We start from the raw sequence: 16,367 nt of genomic DNA, 5'->3' as shown, positions 1-16,367 counted from the left end.
CGTGCGACCAAGCCTCGGTCATCTGATCTTGCAACAGGAATTGCTTATGTTCGGTCCTGAGGGGACTTGCCGTTTTGTCAGGGTAGCAAATCCTGTGGGAGCAGTGACTGGTATCATCGTCTTTGCGGGCATTGCGACCGCGGCCGGTGATTATCCTTTCAGTGGGCGTTGGCGAATGGACACCACGTCAATCACAGGCGCAAAGCCTACAGTCTTTCAGGTACGCGACGGCCTCTTCCAGCGTAACGGCGCCAAAGCCATCAAAGCTGACGGCCTCCCACATCCCGTCACCGACTCGGGCTATGTCGACGAACAGATCATTACTATTGAAAGCGATCACCTCGTTAGGGAAACAGACAAAATCCGTGGCCGATTGGCCTATGTCGTGGATTACGAAATCTCACGAGATGGCAACAGTCTTACGTCCAAGGTCGCGAATTACACAAACCCCGATGGCAAACCCGTTTTTACGGAAACGGCAGAACGCCGCATTGGCGCCGCAGTTAAAGGCGCGCACCTTTTGTCTGGAAGGTGGAAGCGCATCAATATCACCGTTGACCCTAAAAGCGATTGGATCCTGAGACTGGACGGTAATCGGTTTAGTTGGCGAAAAGAGGGCGGCGCCGGATATGATGCAATTATTGGCGGGCTTCCTGTTCCGCTCGATGGAGACAATTCTGGTGTTCGGGCGCAGGTAACGCGACCGCAGCCCGACCTCATCGTCGAAACCGATTTCGCCACTAACGGAACAATCGACGACACTCTTTCGATGCGACTTATGCCTGATGGAAAGACCATCACAGCGAGCGGCATCTATGCCTCCGGCAAGGGAAAAACGACCTTTATCCTGCGTCGTGTAGCCGATTGATCGGTCTTCGACCGCCCCTATTCCCCGTGTCGTGACGGCAAACAACCGGTAATCTAAAGTGAAAACAGCAACAAAATCTTAGTTTATAGGTGTGAAAGCGATCAGTGTCTTCGTTGCAAGGACCCAATGGCAGTCGTTTAGCACCGCTTAGCCGCTGCCCGAGACTGGTCGGTTGTTCATGTAGTTGAGCCTGCCGCTTCGTCAGGCTAGTCTTGGCGCTTTGAAAGGCCAGGATCGGGACTTTCTCGTCGTTTCCTGGTAGCGTTTCAAGCGGCAGGCATCGTTGGGATCGCAGAAACCGAGAGTGCTGCCGTTCGTTCATGCTTGATTATAGTGCCCGTCCGTGGGCGGGCTGCTCTGCCCGATGGCGCCTGCTGCCGAAACGGTGAAATATTTTTCATGGAACGGCGCTCCTCTCCAAAGTTTGAGCAAGCCTAAGCTTTTGAAGGAACGTCCTATGCGCATCGCACTCGCCATCATCGCTGCTGCCACGCTGAGTGCCAGCCCTGTCTACGCCAAGGGTTGTGTCCGTGGTGCAGCAGCCGGCGGGATAGCTGGACATATGGTCGGCAAGGGACACGGTGTTGCTGGCGCAGCGGCCGGCTGCGCGATATCCCACCATCACTATGCCAAGAAGGCGGCGAAGACGAAGAAATAAGGTCCGTTCAATTCGGTTGCCGGCGTCTCACGTCATCTGTGCTCCCGCCTTTTATCAGGAGTAAGAGCTTTTGGGCCGAGCGTCGGCAACGAACAATGCCGCGCTCGGCCTCGCTGCCTTAGGCGTGGTCTATGGTGATATCGGCACAAGCCCCCTCTACGCCTTCAAGGTTGCGGTACAGGCGGCCGGCGGCGGTGCCCAGGCCGCGATCGGTGTAGCGTCGCTCATCCTCTGGTCACTGCTGCTCGTCGTCTCGCTGAAATATGCCGTGTTGATCATGCGTGCCGACAATCGCGGTGAAGGCGGTGTGGTGGCCATGCTTGCCTTGCTCGGCGTCCATGATGCCAAGCCAGGCACCCGCCAAGCTGCATTGCTGATCTTGGGTCTGTTGGGGGCTGCATTGCTGTACGGCGATGGCGCGATTACGCCCGCCATATCGGTCCTGAGCGCTGTCGAGGGGCTCGAGCTCGACGCGCCACACCTTGCCCCCCTGGTGCTGCCGATCACCGTCGTCATCCTGATCACCTTATTCGTCGTGCAGGCGAAAGGGACCGGCTTCATCGGACGCATCTTCGGTCCGATCATGCTGGTCTGGTTCGGTGCGATCGCTCTCCTGGGATTGATGGGCATCATGCGCGATCCAGCCGTGCTGGCCGCGCTCAGTCCCGGTCAAGCGATCGGTTTCCTCATCCACGCCCCATTAGGGGTGGGCTTTGCGGTGCTGGGCGCAGTCTTCCTCGCGGTGACCGGCGGTGAGGCCATGTATGCCGACATGGGGCATTTTGGCCGCTTCCCGATTCGGCTGGCATGGTTCGCGGTCGCGCTGCCGGCTCTGGTGCTCAATTATTTGGGACAGGCCGCGCTGATCGCGACACATCCCGCCGCCCTCGCCAATCCCTTCTACGGTCTGGCGCCAGCATGGGCCCATTACCCCTTGGTCGTCTTTGCGACCGCCGCGACGGTGATCGCCAGCCAGGCGATAATCTCAGGCGTCTTTTCGCTGACACAGCAATCCATACAGCTCGGCTTCCTTCCACGACTGTTCATCCGGCACACTGCCGCGGACCAGGAGGGGCAGGTCTATCTGCCGCTGGCCAACTGGACGCTCGCAATAGCGACGCTGACCGCGGCGCTGGTCTTCCGGTCGTCGGATGCACTTGCAGGCGCGTACGGCATCGCCGTGTCGGGATTGATGGCGATCTCGACCTTCCTGGCAGCGCTGATCGCGCGACGTTGGGGCTATAATCTGGGTTTGATCACACTGGTCAACGGCGCATTCTCCATCCTCGACCTCGTGTTCTTTTCGGCAAACGCCATCAAGCTGACGGAAGGCGGATGGTTTCCGTTGCTGATAGCTGGCGTGCTCGCCTTCCTGATGCTGACATGGCGTACAGGTGTGGCGCTGGTGGAAAACGCCCGCGCCCACCTGCGTGCCGACGAGGCGGTTTTCTTGAGCGAACTGGCGACCGCCGCGCCGTGCCGCACGGACGGTATCGGGGCATTTCTGAGTGCCAGCCGGACAGGCATCCCGCTCTCGCTCACGCATTACATTCGGCACAGCCGCTCGCTGCAACAGCGGGTCATCCTCGTTTCTGTCGGCACTGTCGAGAAGCCCCATGTGCTGGATGAAGAACGGGCGGAGTTCGTCGAACTGTCGAAAGACGTCCAGCGGGTTATCCTGCATTTTGGCTTTATGGAACATTTCGACATTCCGGCAGGACTGGCGACTACCGGCCTGTTCGACGACGGGGAACTAAAGCAGATAAGCTATTATATCGGCCGCGAAACGGTGATCGCCGACGCGAGAATCAAGGGCATGGCGCATTGGCGCGAGCGGCTTTTCGTGTCGATGCAGCGCAATACCGCGCCGAACGGAAGTTCCTTCTGCATCCCTTCGATGCAGCTGGTCGAAATTGGTACCGAGGTGCGGATCTGATCAGTCGGCAGGATGAGAAGAGCTAGCGCGCGTTCGTTGTCCGTCACCCCTCCTTCATTTGAGGCGAACGTCTCGTCCACCAGCAGATGACCACCGAGGCCAAAATTCAAAAAGGGAGAATGACTATGAACGCCGCCTGGGCCTATCCCTTCATCTTTGCAGCCGGCATGTTGCAGGCGGTTGGTGCCGCCATGGGTGGACAGCTTAACAAGTCCCTCCAGAACCCCTGGCTGGCGACATCCATTTCGTTCATGCTGGTCCTGTTTACGACACTGGCGCTGTTCGCATGTATGCCAAAGCCGCTGCCCTCGGTCGGCGACTTTGCCCAGATGCCATGGTGGGCTCCCCTTGGCGGTATCGTAGGCGCGGTCGCTGTCTTTGCCGGCTTCATCCTGATCCAGAAGCTCGGCGCTGGCCCGGTCAACGGCATCACCATCACTGCGAACATCATCGCCAGCCTCGCCATCGATCATTATGGCCTGCTTCGCATGGAGCAGCATGCCATGAATCCTTATCGTCTGGGCGGGGCTCTATTGATGATTGCAGGCGTTACGCTGGTTGCCAAATTCTGATGCAGGGAGCGCGAAACCGCCAAATACGGGGCATTCTCATCGCGGCGCTCGTCCTGGCGATCGGCTTTACGGGCTTCCATGCCTATCGCTTGGTCCGCGATGCGATCTATTGGAACGTCCACGAGGACGAACCGATCGAAGGCTGGATGACGCTGGGCTATGTCGCGCATTCCTATCATGTCCCGCCGCACATTCTGTTCCAGGCGCTTGGTATGCAGCCGGGTCCCCCCGAACGGCGTAACATCGCGGCGATCGCGGCCGACAAGGGGCAGAGCGTCGCGCAGGTGTCGGCGATCCTGAACCACGCGATCGTCCACGCCCGGCCACCATACCCGCCTCCTGGGCCGCCGCCCCGTGCAATGAGCCACAAGGCGGCCCGATGAGCAGCGAACTGCTTGCGCTGCTGACGAGTTACGGGCTGCCTGCCCTGTTCGTCATCCTCCTGATAACGTCAGCCGGTGCGCCGTTCCCGGACTCCCTGTTGCTCGTCGCGGTCGGATCTTTCGTCGCGCAGGGCGACCTCGACTTCCTGCCGGTCGTCGTGATCGGCACGCTGGGCGCGGTGGCGGGCGACCAGATCGGCTATGCGATCGGCTATTGGGGTGGCCGACCGCTCGCCGCGAAGATCGCAGGTGCAGACCGCATCGAAAAGGCCGAAGCCTTCTCCCGCAAATGGGGAGGCCCCGGCATCTTCTTCAGCCGCTGGCTGGTCGGCCCGCTCGGTCCCTGGATCAACATCACCAGCGGCATGACGGCCTATCCCTGGTTCAAATTCGTCGCTCTCGATATCGCTGGCGAATTGATCTGGGTAGTTCTGTATGTCTCCTTGGGCCGTATCTTCAGCGATAAGGTTCAGGTGATCGCCGATCTGCTGGGCAATCTCACTTGGGTGGTATTGGGCCTGCTTGTGATCGGCTTGATTGGATATAAATTGTGGAAATCGCGCGCGGCGTCCGACACGCCAGTTGAACCCATCGAGGAGACACGCGCGTCGTCATCTTGAAGATGTGGGGAGGCATGCCAATGTCATGGCCGCGCCTGCGGCCAGGCGCTCTACGGAGAAAATCATGCCGCACTTTGAAACGATCGCCCTGTCGGGCACCATTCAGCACGTCTTCGCCCATCGCTTCACACTCGACGCCGACGGTCAGGTCCATCTGGCCGATCTGACGCCGAAAGGCGTTGTCGAATTCCCGATCCACCCCGGATTATCGGTGACGCTGGAAGGCGAAACCCGTCCATCCGAAATTAAAATCACCCGGATCGCTACCGAAGGCCGCGACGCTGTTCAAATCGAACACAAGAAGCCCAACCACGCCCCGGGCCACAAGCATGCGAACGGTCCGGCCGATCTCGATCGGGTGCTTGCCGCCGTTCGGGATGCAGGCTGGGAGCCCGAAGGCGAAGCCCGGCGCAAGCCCAAGCATTTCGAAATTCTTGCGCGGCGCGACGGTGCAGGCCCGACCGAGCTTCACGTCGACTTTGCCGGCACGATCTACAAGCAGAAGATCGCCGATCTGGCGAAGTGGGCAAGCGAGACCTGACCATATCGCGAGGCTGCAGATGTGCAGCCTCGCCTGTCGCCTGTTTCACTCGTCATGCAGCTGGGGTATTCACACCATAGCATTGACGGCCCGCATCCGGACATTCAGTTGTCATCCTCGCAGCTTCAACTTCAGACATTCATTGATGTCCGGAGCAGGAGCCGTGCCATAGGCGCGCTCCTCGCCGAACCGGACGGCAGCACCCTCGATGAGGATTTTCGAGAAGCAACGCCGACGGTTGTCACACTAGCGATCTCGCTCACCGACGCTCAGATTGCCTGTCGCGATCAACGCGATATGGCCTTAATGCCACGGCTGGCTCTGATGTCGGGGCTGGCTCAGCCGCGATCCGGGTTTCCGCGCATCGTCGGCCAGTCGGAATAGCCCACTGACCCACCGCCATACCAGTATTCCTTCGGTGCCTCCGCAAGCGGCGCACCCGTGCGCAGGCGATCGACGAGATCTGGGTTGGCAATGAACGGCCGCCCCAAGCTGAATAGGTCGGCATCGCCGCGTTGCAGAACCTCCTCAGCCAGCTCGAGCGTGTATTGGTTGTTCGCGATGTAAGCCCCTTTGAAACCCTTGCGCAGCGCGGCGAAGTCGACGCCGTCTGCGTCTCGAGTTTGCTGCGTCACGCCCTCGATATCGTGGACATACAGCAGGCCGCGTTCTGACAGCGCATCGACATAGGCGCCGAAGGTTTCCATCACCGTGCTGTCGAGCGGCGTCTCGCCAGGCATCGTCGTCGCCGGCGACAACCGGATACCGACACGCCCTGCGCCCCAAACGCCGACGACCGCGTCGACGACCTCGAGGGGGAATCGCAGACGGTTTTCGATCGACCCGCCATAGCGGTCGGTTCGCCGGTTGGTGCTGTCGCGGACGAACTGCTCAAGCAGATAATTATTCGCCGAATGAACTTCGACCCCATCGAATCCCGCTACCTTGGCGTTTATGGCGGCGCGACGATAATCCTCGACGATACCAGGGATCTCGTCCGTTTCCAGCGCGCGCGGCGTGACGTGGTCCTTCATCCCATCCTTGGTGAACGCCTGTCCGACCGGCTTGATGGCCGACGGCGCGACCGGCGGCTTTCCGTCCTGTAGGTCCGGATGCGAGATGCGCCCAGTATGCCACAATTGAAGAAACATGACGCCGCCACGATCATGGACAGCCTGCACGATCGGGCGCCATGCCTCGATTTGCTGGTCGTTCCAGATGCCCGGTGTCAGCGCGTAGCCGACTGCCTGTGGCGAGATGTTAGTCGCCTCGCTTATTATGATCCCAGCGCCAGCGCGCTGTGCGTAATAGTCTGCGGCGAAAGCGGGCGGAATCCCGTCGTCGTTCGAACGGCTGCGCGTCAACGGCGCCATGACGATGCGGTTGCGCAGCGACAGGTCACCGATCTGGACGGGCTGCAATATGGGCGATGCGGAATGGTCAGGCATGGTCGGCGATATCCATCAAGCAGTGCAAGATCAGGAACGCTGAACGGACAAGCTGCCGTTACGGTCCGGCGTTCGGCCGCATTCATGGTCGGTTGAACCGATCTGGAAGAGATGCTGGTGGCGCGTTGACGGTCGCAATGCCCGCTATGCGACCAGACCCACATCCGGTCATTCGCGCCATCTTCGTGATTTCCCGACTTCAGACATTCATTCATGTTCTGAGCGGGGGCCGTGCAGCCAGCATCATCGCGAGACGAGCGGCCGTTAGCAGTCCCGAAAATGATCGAGATACGGGAAACATCACGGGACAGGCTATTCCCGTTACCGAGCGGAAGGGCCATCACCGAACACCCATTCGGCAAACAGCGGGCGCAAGTCCCGGCCGCTCGACGCCTCCATCGCTCGCTCCAGATCAATACTCGTAACCGTCCCGCCCGCACGGTCACGGGTGTAGCGACGCAGGCCAGACCAGAACGCGGCATCGCCGAGCGTAACTCGCAGCTGCGCCATGAACAGCGCGCCCTTGCTGTACTGGATCGCGCGCCGGACGCCCAATGTCGGGTAGCTGCCATCCCAGGCCAGCGGCTTGTCGAAGCCCATCGCCTGCGCCTTTTCAAGCCGGCTCCTGGCGACATCGAGTTCGGCATTGTAGGCGACGCGGCCGTAGCGGTGCTCCTTCCACACAGCCGTCATGAAGGTCGTGATACCTTCGTTCAGCCAGAAATCCTTGAGCGTCTCGCACGTTACGAGATTGCCCCACCATTGATGGGTGAGTTCGTGCACGATGGCCCAATCCTCCGACGGATCATCTGGCTTCGCCGGCAACGCATCGGTGCCGAGGACGGAGTATGTCGCCGCCTCCTGCGCCTCATCGCCTTCGACCAGAAGCTGGCTGTAGTCGGCGACAGGAAGCGGCATGCCGGCCTTGGTGGACAGAAAGGCGACCATCTCCCTTGTCCCTGCCAAGCGTCGTTTCAGCTCGCCCCCGTCGGCAGTGTCGCTCAAATAGGTGAGCCTTTTCGATCCGGCCCGTTCGCTGACCCGCGTGAACCGACCCACCGCGAAGCCGTAAAGATAGGCCGAGTAGGGCCGGGGAGCTTTCCAGCAATGGATCTCACTGCCGTCCGGTCCCGGTCGCCGCGCCATCATGCGGCCAACAGACAGGCTGGTCATCCCGCGCGGGACACGCAGATCAAGCGAGAAGGCCGCCTTCTCGCCGAACTTGTTCTGGGAACAGACCATCCAGTCGCATGCGAAATAGCTGGTGTAGAGCGTTGTCGCCGAGCCCGCGAACCCACGTGCGGGGCGGCCATGATAGGACAATTCGAGCTTCACGGTGAGTCCGCGCCGAAGCGGCCGGGGCAGGTCGAAGCCCAGCACATCGCCTTCCACGGTGTGGGCGAGCGCCACGCCATCGAGGGTTGCGCTGTCGATGGCAAGAGCATTGGCGGTGAAGTTCAGGCGCCGGACGCCATCCACCGTTGCGCGCAGCGTGATCGCCTCACGCCCTGCGACGGTCCTGTTCTGGATGTCAGGGGTAAGCGCGAGCCTGTAGCTCGCCACTTCAAATCCATCGCCAGGCCTGTTGGCGGCGAGCGCAGGGCTGCACAGTAACCCCAGAGTGGTTCCGGCCAACAATGGTGCCAAAATTCTGCGGATCACTGACGCCCCTTCCTATGGTTTAGCCATCGAGCCAACCTATGGCTTCTATCGATGAGGGCCAACACTGAGGACCGGTCGCGCCGTTTGTCCTGCGAGGGATCGGAAAGCGGGAAAGTATGAGCTTTCCCAAAAGCCGTTCCAAGCGAGGTTACGGGACATGAAGCGCATCTAGAACATCAGTGCCTGGCGATTGCCGCGAGCGAGCGGTCATCCTAAGTGGAAGCGGTGATCGCTCAACGCCGTCCCGCCTCGCAAATTGTTCGCGGCCTCGTGCTTGCCGTCTTGGCGGTAATGCTGCTGGTTCGGCTTGGGCCGCTTTGCGAAACGTCGGCAATGGCCGCTGCGCCGGTCGCATCGCAGATGACGGATTGTGCGAGTAAGCCGACCCGAGCGCCTGCCAAGCAGGTGCCTCCTGCGGCATGTGCCACGCCTTGCGTAGCCATGCCGGGCGTGGCAGCGGTTGGTGGCGAACCGCTACCCTTTGCGGCTCTGCTGCCTAGCCCTGCCAAACCCGCCGGGCTGATTGGTATGGCGCGTGCGCCAGCGACGCCCCCTCCGCGATCGGTGTGAAGCCTCTCGATTCACACCTTTCAGGATCACGGAGATACACATGACCAAGTTCAAGCTCATCAGCGCCGCCTTCGCTCTCACCCTGTCGAGCGGCGCATTTGCCGCCGTAGCGAACTACTGTGCCGATATGGCCTGCTGCAAGGATGGCGCTGATTGCTGCGATAAAGCGGCCAAGGCCAAGGCCGATTGCTGCGACAAGGGCGACAAGGCCAAGAACGCAGATCATGCCGGTCATGCCATGCCGAACATGAAGTAAGACGACGGACGGGGGCGAGAAATTGCCCCCGTCTTCATTCGTCCCCGGCTTGCGGAGGCACCGGCCTCTTTAGCTGCGGACCTCGCTTCACCGTCTCGCGCCAAGGACGCGTCGGGGACGGCAAGGTAAGCTGCAACGTAGCGCACCGGCCCCTCACACCATCCATCGTCCGTCCCATCTGCTTTGCAATCGTCGCCAAGTCCTGTCTGGCGGCGATGCATCGGCGAAGCTCCGTGCGGCTTCCTCTGTCCAGCGCGAACGCTTCATGACGTGACCACCGTCACGGATGAAGATGATCGGCGTCCTCGCACGCCCCGGCTGCACCTTCGGTCTGGATCGTGCAATGCTCGATCCCAAAACGGTTATCGAGCGTAGCCGCGACGCTTCTCCTGACGGTATCGGGATCGGCGCCTTCAGCGAGGGTGACGTGCGCGGTGCAATTTACGTCCTCCGTAGTCATCGACCAGACGTGAAGGTCGTGAACCCCGGCGACACCGGGAAGGCCGGCGATGCTGGCGCGCAGCTCCGGCAGCTTGATCCCGCCGGGCACGCCTTCCAGCAGCACATTGGTGGTATCGCGCAGCAGCACCCAGGTCCGGGGTAGCACCCATAACCCAATCCCGATTGCAACGATCGGGTCAACCCACGTCCATCCGGTAAACCGGATCGCCAGCGCTCCCGCGATCACGCCCACCGAACCGATCATGTCCGCCCAGACCTCGAGGTAGGCGCCCTTGACGTTCATGCTGGCGTCCTTGCCCGACGTGAGCAGCTTCATGGATACCAGATTCACGACGAGGCCGATCGCAGCGACGATCAGCATGCCAGTGGATTGCACGCCCTCCGGCTCACGAAAGCGCTGCACCGCCTCGACCAAGACGTAGATCGCAACGCCGAAGAGAAGCAGCGCGTTGAACGCTGCGGCCAGAATCTCGAACCGTTTGTAGCCGAACGTCCGCCTGTCGTCCGCGGGCTTCTGGCCGAGCCGGATCGCCATCAAGGCGATCACCAACGCCGCCACGTCAGTGAGCATATGCGCCGCATCCGACAGGAGGGCGAGGCTGTTGAACACGAACGCACCGACGACCTCGGCGATCAGATACGCCGTGGTCAGCACCAAGGCCCACCCGAGCATCTTGGCATTCGCTCCCGCCGTATGGTCGTGAGCGTGGCCGCCCGAACCGTGATCCTGTCCGCTCATGCTGGCTCTCCCTGGAGCAGATGGTTGTTTTCGGCCGGCAGCTCCGCGGCAGCCGGTGTCCACCCGCCGAAGCGGGCGTAGAGGGTGGGCAGGACGAACAGCGTCAGCAGCGTCGCGGAAATCAGTCCTCCGATGACGACGGTCGCCAACGGCTTCTGCACCTCGGCCCCGGCACCGTGTCCAAGCGCCATCGGCACGAAGCCGAGCGATGCGACGAGCGCCGTCATGGCAACCGGTCGAAGCCTCGCCAGCGCCCCATCCTGCGCCGCCTGCGCCCGATCCATCCCCTGACGCATCAAGTCATGGATAGAGGACACCATCACCAGCCCGTTGAGGACCGCGATGCCGGAGAGGGCGATGAAGCCGACTGCTGCGGAGATGGAGAAGGGCATGCCGCGCAGGAACAGCGCCAGCACACCGCCGACCAGCGCCAGCGGAACACCCGTGAACACCAGCGCCGCATCGCGGACCGATCCCAGCGCCCCGTAGAGCAGGAACATAATGACTGCGAAGCAGATCGGCACGACGATCATGAGCCGGTCGCGCGCCGATGCCAGGTTCTCGAACTGGCCGCCCCATTCCAGATAGGTGCCCGGCGAGAGCTTCACCTTGGCCGCGATCGATGCCTGCGCATCGGCGACGACGCTCGCCACGTCGCGGTCACGCACGTTGGCCTGCACCACCACACGACGTTTGCCGTTCTCCCGGCTGATCTGGTTGGGGCCATCGACAACGGCGATGTCCGCGACCGTCGAGAGGGGCACGAAAGCACCGCTCGATGTCGGGACCGGCACCTGGGCCACCTCCGTCAGATCCGACCGCGAGCTTTCGGCGAGGCGGATCACGACGGGAAAGCGCCGGTCACCCTCGAAGATCACGCCTGCCTCACGGCCCCCGATCGCTGCCGCCACGGTGTCCTGCACGTCGCCGGCAGTGACCCCGATCCGCGCCATCGCCATGCGGTTCGGGCGGATATCGAGCATCGGCAGACCTTCGGTCTGTTCGACCCTCACGTCTGCCGCGCCCGCGGTGTTGCGCAACACGTCGGCGATGCGATCGGCGGTCGCGTTCATGGCACCGAAGTCGTCGCCGAACACCTTCACGGCGATGTCGCCGCGCACGCCCGCGATCAGCTCGTTAAAGCGCATCTGGATGGGCTGGGTGATTTCGTAAGCGTTGCCCGGCAGCGTCGACAGACGCCTCTCCATGCGCTCGATAAGCTCTTCCTTGGTAAGGCCGGGATTAGGCCATTCACTCCTTGGCTTCATGATGACGAAGGTATCGGTCGCGTTCGCCGGCATCGGATCGCTGGCGATTTCCGACGTGCCGGTTCGTGAGAAGGCGAACCGGACCTCGGGCTGCCGCGCCAGCATCTTCTCGACCTGGAACTGCATGGCCTGGCTCTGGTCGACCGACGTTCCGGGGATGCGAACCGCCTGAACGAGGATGTTGCCCTCGTCGAGCTGGGGCAGGAACTCCTGTCCAAGAGTCGTGAAGGCCGCTGCCGCAAGCGCCAACGCCCCGATCGCAACGCCCACGGTCATGGTCGGCCGACGCATTGCCTTGCCAAGTCCCGGCTCATAGCGGCGACGCAGCCACCCGATGATCCTACTTTCCTTCTCATCAACCCGCTTGCTTAGCCAAATGGCGATGGCTGCGGGCACGAAGGTGAGCGAGAGGATGAAGGCGAATACCAGTGCGATGATGACGGTGAGCGCCATCGGTTCGAACATCTTGCCCTCGACCCCCGAGAAGGTGAGCAGCGGCGCGTAAACGAGGATGATGATCGCCTGTCCGTAGACGGAAGGGCGGATCATCTCGCGGGCGGAAGCCGCGACGATCGCCAGCCTGTCGCCAAGGGGCAGCGGCTCGTCATGGCCGTGCTGCGCGTCGCCAAGGCGGCGCAGAGCATTCTCGACGATGATGACGGCCCCGTCGACGATCAGGCCGAAGTCGAGCGCGCCAAGGCTCATCAGGTTCGCTGACACCCCAGCCCGGAGCATGCCGATGCTGGTGAGCAGCATGGTGATCGGGATGACCAGCGCTGCGATCAGTGCGGCGCGGAAATTGCCGAGCAGCAGGAACAGCACCACGATGACCAGCACCGCGCCCTCGGCAAGGTTGCGGGCCACGGTCGCGATCGTCGAGTTGACCAGCTCGGTGCGGTTCATCACTGGCTTCACGACGACATCGACCGGAAGCGATGCGCCGATCTCCTTCAGTCGCTTGGCTACACCCGTCGACACGGTGCGGCTGTTCTCGCCAATCCGCATGACGGCCGTCCCGACGACGACCTCACGGCCGTTCTCGGATGCCGACCCCATGCGCAGCGCCTGACCCGTCCTGACGGTCGCGATTTGGTTCAGCAGGATGGGGACGCTTTCTCGCGTAGCAACGACGGTGCGGGCCAGCTCGTCGGCATTGCGGACACGGCCATCAGCGCGGACGGCCAATCCTTCGCCGTTGCGATTGACGACGCCTGCGCCTGCGCTGGTGTTGTTGCGCTCCAGCGCCGTGGCGAGGTCCTGGAGGCTGATCCGCATCGCTGCCATGCGCTGAATGTCGGGTACGACGAGATATTGCTTGGTGTAGCCGCCAAGGGAGTCGACGCCAGCAAGGCCGGCGCTGCTCTTCAACTGCGGCGTGACGATCCAGTCCTGAACCGTGCGGAGATAGGTCGCCTTGTCCGGCTCGCTGACAAGGTGGTCGCCTTCTGCCGTGATGTAACTGCCATCCTTCTGAAGGCCTGGTTCGCCGTTGCGGTGATTGACCTGATCGAGTTCGCGAAACTCGACCGTCCACATGAAGATGTCGCCAAGCCCGGTCGCGATCGGCCCCATCTCGGGGTTCACCCCTTCGGGCAGGCTTTCCTCGGCGGTACGTAGTCGCTCCGCCACCTGTTGGCGGGCAAAGTAGATGTCGGTGCCCTCATTGAACACCGCCGTCACCTGAGCAAAGCCGTTGCGGCTGAGCGAGCGGGTATATTCAAGGCCAGGAATGCCGGCGAGTGCGGTTTCGACGGTGAAGGCGACCTGTTTTTCGATCTGGTCGGGCGAGAGGGCAGGCGCGACGACGTTGATCTGCACTTGGTTGTTGGTGATGTCCGGAACGGCGTCGATCGGTAGCCGCTGAAGGGCGAAGATGCCTGCCAGCGCTGCCGCGACGGTGAGAAGGAGGACAAGCCATCGCTTTTCGACGGCGAAGGTGACGATGCGACCGATCATGGCTCAGTCCTCGTCCTTGGCTTCGCCCTTGCCGAGTTCGGCCTTGAGCGTGAAGCTGTTGGTGGACGCGATCCGCTCGTCGCCGGTGAGGCCGGAGGTGATCGTGACGTTGCCGGAGTTGGTGCGCCCGAGCGTCACCGGTGTCGCCTTGAAACCATTGGCGGTCCGCACGAACACGAACGGCTTGTCGCCGATCATCTGGACGGCCGCGGAAGGGACGGCGATGGAGCGGTCGCCGGTCGCTGGCAACAGGATGGAAGCGGTGACCGTCTCGCCGATGCGCCACTGCCCGCCGCTGTTGTCGATGGTGGCGATCACCGGCACCAACCGGGTCGTCTCGTCGAGGATCGGTGACACGAACGTCACGCGCGCTTCCTGGCGGCGACCCGCCGAGACAACCTCCACCCGCGTCCCCGGACGCACCCGGCCGGCATCTGCCGGGACAAGCGACGTCGTGATCGTCACCTTCGACAGGTTGGCGACCCGGAACAGCTCTGCCTCGGCCGCGATCTGCTGACCTAGTGTCGCGGACCGCGCGATGACCTGGCCGGCAATGGGCGAGCGAACGGCGATGCGATTGAGGGCACCGCCACCCCCGCCAGTTACGGAAAGCTGCTGCTGCGCAAGCCGGAGCGCGATGCTCGCCTCGGCCGCTGCCGTGCGTGCCGCAACAAGGTCTTGCTCGGGGGAGACACGTTCCGCGAACAGGCGCTGTTCGCGACGCAGATTAGATTGAGCAAGGCTCGAACGTGCGCGCGCTGCCTCTACCTCGGCTTTCAGCGACGCTGCCTCACGGCTCTCGATGATCGCCAGCGTATCGCCGCGGCCAACGGACTGGCCGAGATTTCTGGTCAACGACACCAGTCGCCCGCCGATCGCCGCGGATACGACCTGAACGCCCTGCGGGTCGCCTTCGATGGTGGCCGGAATTTCGATCGCACCGGCAACCCCGCCGATGGTGGGGCGCGTTACCTCGATGCCGGCATCAGCGATCTGCTGGGCGGAAAGCACGGCGGTGTTTGGATCGCCGGGCTTCTCGGCACCCTCTGCCTTCTCCGTCTCCGCCTTCTCTCCACCTTCGTCGGTCTTGGCAGGGCCTCCACATGCCGCGAGCATGGCGGCAAGGGTCAGCGGCGCGAACGCCAGGATGATCTTCTTCATCGATTGTCTTCCGTGACTGTGGGCGCGGGCGTCGTCAGCCGCTCAAGGCGCGCCTGTGCGTCGTGGTAGGCGGCAAGCGCGTCGATCGCGGCCGTCCTAGTGTCGGAAAGGGTGCGTTCGGCATCGAGAAGGTCGAGCTGCCCGAACTTGCCCTCGCGGTAGCCAATGCGCGCGATCCGAGCCGCTTCCTGTGCGGCCGCAAGCGCAGGACCGCTGGTGTTACGCGCCGTCGTGGCGGCGTTCGTCGCTTCCGCCTGTGCCTGGGCGATGGCCTGCTCCGCGTCGAGCAGTGCCACACGTCGCAGGGCGTCGGCCTGATCGCGCTGGGCTGTCGAGACATCCACGGCTGCACGGCCGCGGTTGAACACGGCAAGAGGGATGGAGACGCCGAAGACCGCCGCGACATCGTTCGTCTGTTCGAGACGGCGCGCACTGGCGCTGACTGTTACATCGGGAACCCGCTGGCTGCGGGCGAGGCGGACTTGCGCGTTCGCGGTCGACAGGTCCGCACGGGATGCTGCCGCTGTCAGGGTCGAGCCTGCTGCGACTGGGCGTGGCGGCCCTGCGCCCTCGACCCGATCGAACCAGCTTAGGTCGAGCGCGGTGACAGGCGTGCGCAGGAGGCGCGTCAGGTTACTGGATGCGACCTCCGCCGATCGGGCTGCACGTTCCGCGGCGCCCGCGGCCGCGATCCGGGCAACATCTGCTCGCTGCTCCTCAAGCGGTGACGCGCGTCCAGCGCGCACCCGAACCTGGGCGGCTCGCAACGCTTCAGCGGCGATGCCGACTTGCCCGCGCGCGATCACCAGCCGGCGCTCGGCTGCGCTGGCCTGGTTATAGGCCTGCGTCACCCGTAACCGTAGATCGGCACGGGCGATCTCTGCATCGAGCGCTGCCCGGCTGAGCTGGGCCGATGCAACCGCTACCCTGGCGCTACGCTTGCCACCCAGCTCCAGCGGCAAGGCCAGCCCTACCGTCGTCTCGGATGATCGAAGACCCTGGTAGATACCCGATCCCGCGACGTTCTCAGTTTCGGCGACTATCGATGGGTTTGGTCGAAGATTGGCGACCCGACGCTGCGCCTCGGCTGCGCGGATAGCGGCAGCGGCTGCTTCTTGCGCGGGGGACGTGGCTCCAGCCCGAGCCAGCGCGTCGTTAAGAGTAAGAACCGGCGCTGTGCCGGTAGGCGGGCTGGTCTGCGCATGTGCGGATGAGGCACATGCGCCTGCGGCCAAGACGGCCGCAATGATGCGATGCATTGATGTTG

14 protein-coding genes are annotated in these 16,367 nt (G+C 62.7%); 8 read left to right on the top strand and 6 right to left on the bottom strand.

Going from position 1 to position 16,367, the window contains the following annotated elements; translation table 11 throughout:
- Positions 1–103 precede the first annotated feature (103 nt).
- The 7 genes from KV697_RS17000 (at position 104) to KV697_RS16970 (ending at position 5,578) form a co-directional block, all read left to right on the top strand.
- Entirely contained in the window at positions 104–868 is a 765-nt protein-coding gene (locus tag KV697_RS17000) for a hypothetical protein (protein WP_219019187.1), read from the top strand.
- A 364-nt stretch (positions 869–1,232) separates the two neighbouring features.
- On the top strand, positions 1,233–1,526 hold the full coding sequence (locus KV697_RS16995) for a hypothetical protein (protein WP_257575396.1): 294 nt from the start codon (positions 1,233–1,235) through the stop codon (positions 1,524–1,526).
- A 70-nt stretch (positions 1,527–1,596) separates the two neighbouring features.
- Entirely contained in the window at positions 1,597–3,462 is a 1,866-nt protein-coding gene (locus tag KV697_RS16990) for a potassium transporter Kup (protein WP_219019186.1), read from the top strand.
- An 86-nt stretch (positions 3,463–3,548) separates the two neighbouring features.
- On the top strand, positions 3,549–4,034 hold the full coding sequence (locus tag KV697_RS16985; protein ID WP_257575395.1) for a DMT family transporter: 486 nt from the start codon (positions 3,549–3,551) through the stop codon (positions 4,032–4,034).
- Positions 4,034–4,417 carry a hypothetical protein gene (locus tag KV697_RS16980; RefSeq protein WP_219019185.1) on the top strand — a complete coding sequence of 128 codons (384 nt, stop codon included), beginning with the start codon at positions 4,034–4,036 and terminating at the stop codon, positions 4,415–4,417. Before KV697_RS16985 ends, KV697_RS16980 begins: the two co-directional genes overlap by 1 nt.
- The gene (locus KV697_RS16975; protein WP_219019184.1) at positions 4,414–5,037 is read left to right on the top strand and encodes a DedA family protein; all 624 of its coding nucleotides are present in this window, start codon (positions 4,414–4,416) and stop codon (positions 5,035–5,037) included. The genes KV697_RS16980 and KV697_RS16975 overlap by 4 nt, the downstream gene beginning before the upstream one ends.
- 25 nt (positions 5,038–5,062) lie before the next feature.
- A complete protein-coding gene (locus tag KV697_RS16970) occupies positions 5,063–5,578 on the top strand; it encodes a hypothetical protein (protein ID WP_219019183.1) in 516 nt (171 codons plus the stop codon).
- Between the two features lie 338 nt (positions 5,579–5,916).
- On the opposite strand, the gene KV697_RS16965 is transcribed toward KV697_RS16970, so the two are convergent.
- Together KV697_RS16965 and KV697_RS16960 are read right to left on the bottom strand one after the other, a co-directional pair.
- Positions 5,917–7,026, bottom strand: coding sequence for an alkene reductase (locus KV697_RS16965; RefSeq protein ID WP_219019182.1), 1,110 nt, complete (start codon positions 7,024–7,026; stop codon positions 5,917–5,919).
- A 321-nt stretch (positions 7,027–7,347) separates the two neighbouring features.
- A complete protein-coding gene (locus tag KV697_RS16960; protein ID WP_257575392.1) occupies positions 7,348–8,688 on the bottom strand; it encodes a M1 family aminopeptidase in 1,341 nt (446 codons plus the stop codon).
- A 610-nt stretch (positions 8,689–9,298) separates the two neighbouring features.
- Here KV697_RS16960 and KV697_RS16955 point away from each other — a divergent pair.
- Complete coding sequence (locus KV697_RS16955) at positions 9,299–9,514, top strand: hypothetical protein (protein WP_219019181.1); 216 nt, start codon at positions 9,299–9,301, stop codon at positions 9,512–9,514.
- Between the two features lie 280 nt (positions 9,515–9,794).
- Here KV697_RS16955 and KV697_RS16950 read toward each other — a convergent pair whose 3' ends face one another.
- The 4 genes from KV697_RS16950 to KV697_RS16935 are packed head-to-tail and all read right to left on the bottom strand — an operon-like array spanning position 9,795 to position 16,359.
- Positions 9,795–10,715, bottom strand: a complete 921-nt coding sequence (locus tag KV697_RS16950; RefSeq protein ID WP_219019180.1) for a cation diffusion facilitator family transporter — start codon at positions 10,713–10,715, stop codon at positions 9,795–9,797.
- Entirely contained in the window at positions 10,712–13,939 is a 3,228-nt protein-coding gene (locus tag KV697_RS16945; protein ID WP_219019179.1) for an efflux RND transporter permease subunit, read from the bottom strand. Before KV697_RS16945 ends, KV697_RS16950 begins: the two co-directional genes overlap by 4 nt.
- A 3-nt stretch (positions 13,940–13,942) precedes the next feature.
- A complete protein-coding gene (locus KV697_RS16940; RefSeq protein WP_219019178.1) occupies positions 13,943–15,100 on the bottom strand; it encodes an efflux RND transporter periplasmic adaptor subunit in 1,158 nt (385 codons plus the stop codon).
- Positions 15,097–16,359: a TolC family protein gene (locus KV697_RS16935; protein WP_219019177.1), complete on the bottom strand. Its 1,263-nt coding sequence runs from the start codon at positions 16,357–16,359 to the stop codon at positions 15,097–15,099. The genes KV697_RS16940 and KV697_RS16935 overlap by 4 nt, the downstream gene beginning before the upstream one ends.
- Positions 16,360–16,367 lie beyond the last annotated feature (8 nt).

Origin of the sequence: Sphingomonas sanguinis (genome assembly GCF_019297835.1) — a bacterium.
Lineage (GTDB): Bacteria > Pseudomonadota > Alphaproteobacteria > Sphingomonadales > Sphingomonadaceae > Sphingomonas > Sphingomonas sanguinis_D.
The sequence above is the reverse complement of the archived record's forward strand: the minus strand, read 5'-3'. Positions and strand labels throughout refer to the sequence as shown.

Excerpts from the sequence above, each read along its gene's own strand:
- KV697_RS16995 (WP_257575396.1), top strand. The coding sequence starts at position 1,233 with ATGGCGCCTGCTGCCGAAACGGTGAAATATTTTTCATGGAACGGCGCT.
- KV697_RS16985 (WP_257575395.1), top strand. The coding sequence starts at position 3,549 with ATGACCACCGAGGCCAAAATTCAAAAAGGGAGAATGACTATGAACGCC.
- KV697_RS16980 (WP_219019185.1), top strand. The coding sequence starts at position 4,034 with ATGCAGGGAGCGCGAAACCGCCAAATACGGGGCATTCTCATCGCGGCG.
- KV697_RS16975 (WP_219019184.1), top strand. The coding sequence starts at position 4,414 with ATGAGCAGCGAACTGCTTGCGCTGCTGACGAGTTACGGGCTGCCTGCC.
- KV697_RS16970 (WP_219019183.1), top strand. The coding sequence starts at position 5,063 with ATGGCCGCGCCTGCGGCCAGGCGCTCTACGGAGAAAATCATGCCGCAC.
- KV697_RS16965 (WP_219019182.1), bottom strand. The coding sequence starts at position 7,026 with ATGCCTGACCATTCCGCATCGCCCATATTGCAGCCCGTCCAGATCGGT.
- KV697_RS16955 (WP_219019181.1), top strand. The coding sequence starts at position 9,299 with ATGACCAAGTTCAAGCTCATCAGCGCCGCCTTCGCTCTCACCCTGTCG.
- KV697_RS16950 (WP_219019180.1), bottom strand. The coding sequence starts at position 10,715 with ATGAGCGGACAGGATCACGGTTCGGGCGGCCACGCTCACGACCATACG.
- KV697_RS16945 (WP_219019179.1), bottom strand. The coding sequence starts at position 13,939 with ATGATCGGTCGCATCGTCACCTTCGCCGTCGAAAAGCGATGGCTTGTC.
- KV697_RS16940 (WP_219019178.1), bottom strand. The coding sequence starts at position 15,100 with ATGAAGAAGATCATCCTGGCGTTCGCGCCGCTGACCCTTGCCGCCATG.
- KV697_RS16935 (WP_219019177.1), bottom strand. The coding sequence starts at position 16,359 with ATGCATCGCATCATTGCGGCCGTCTTGGCCGCAGGCGCATGTGCCTCA.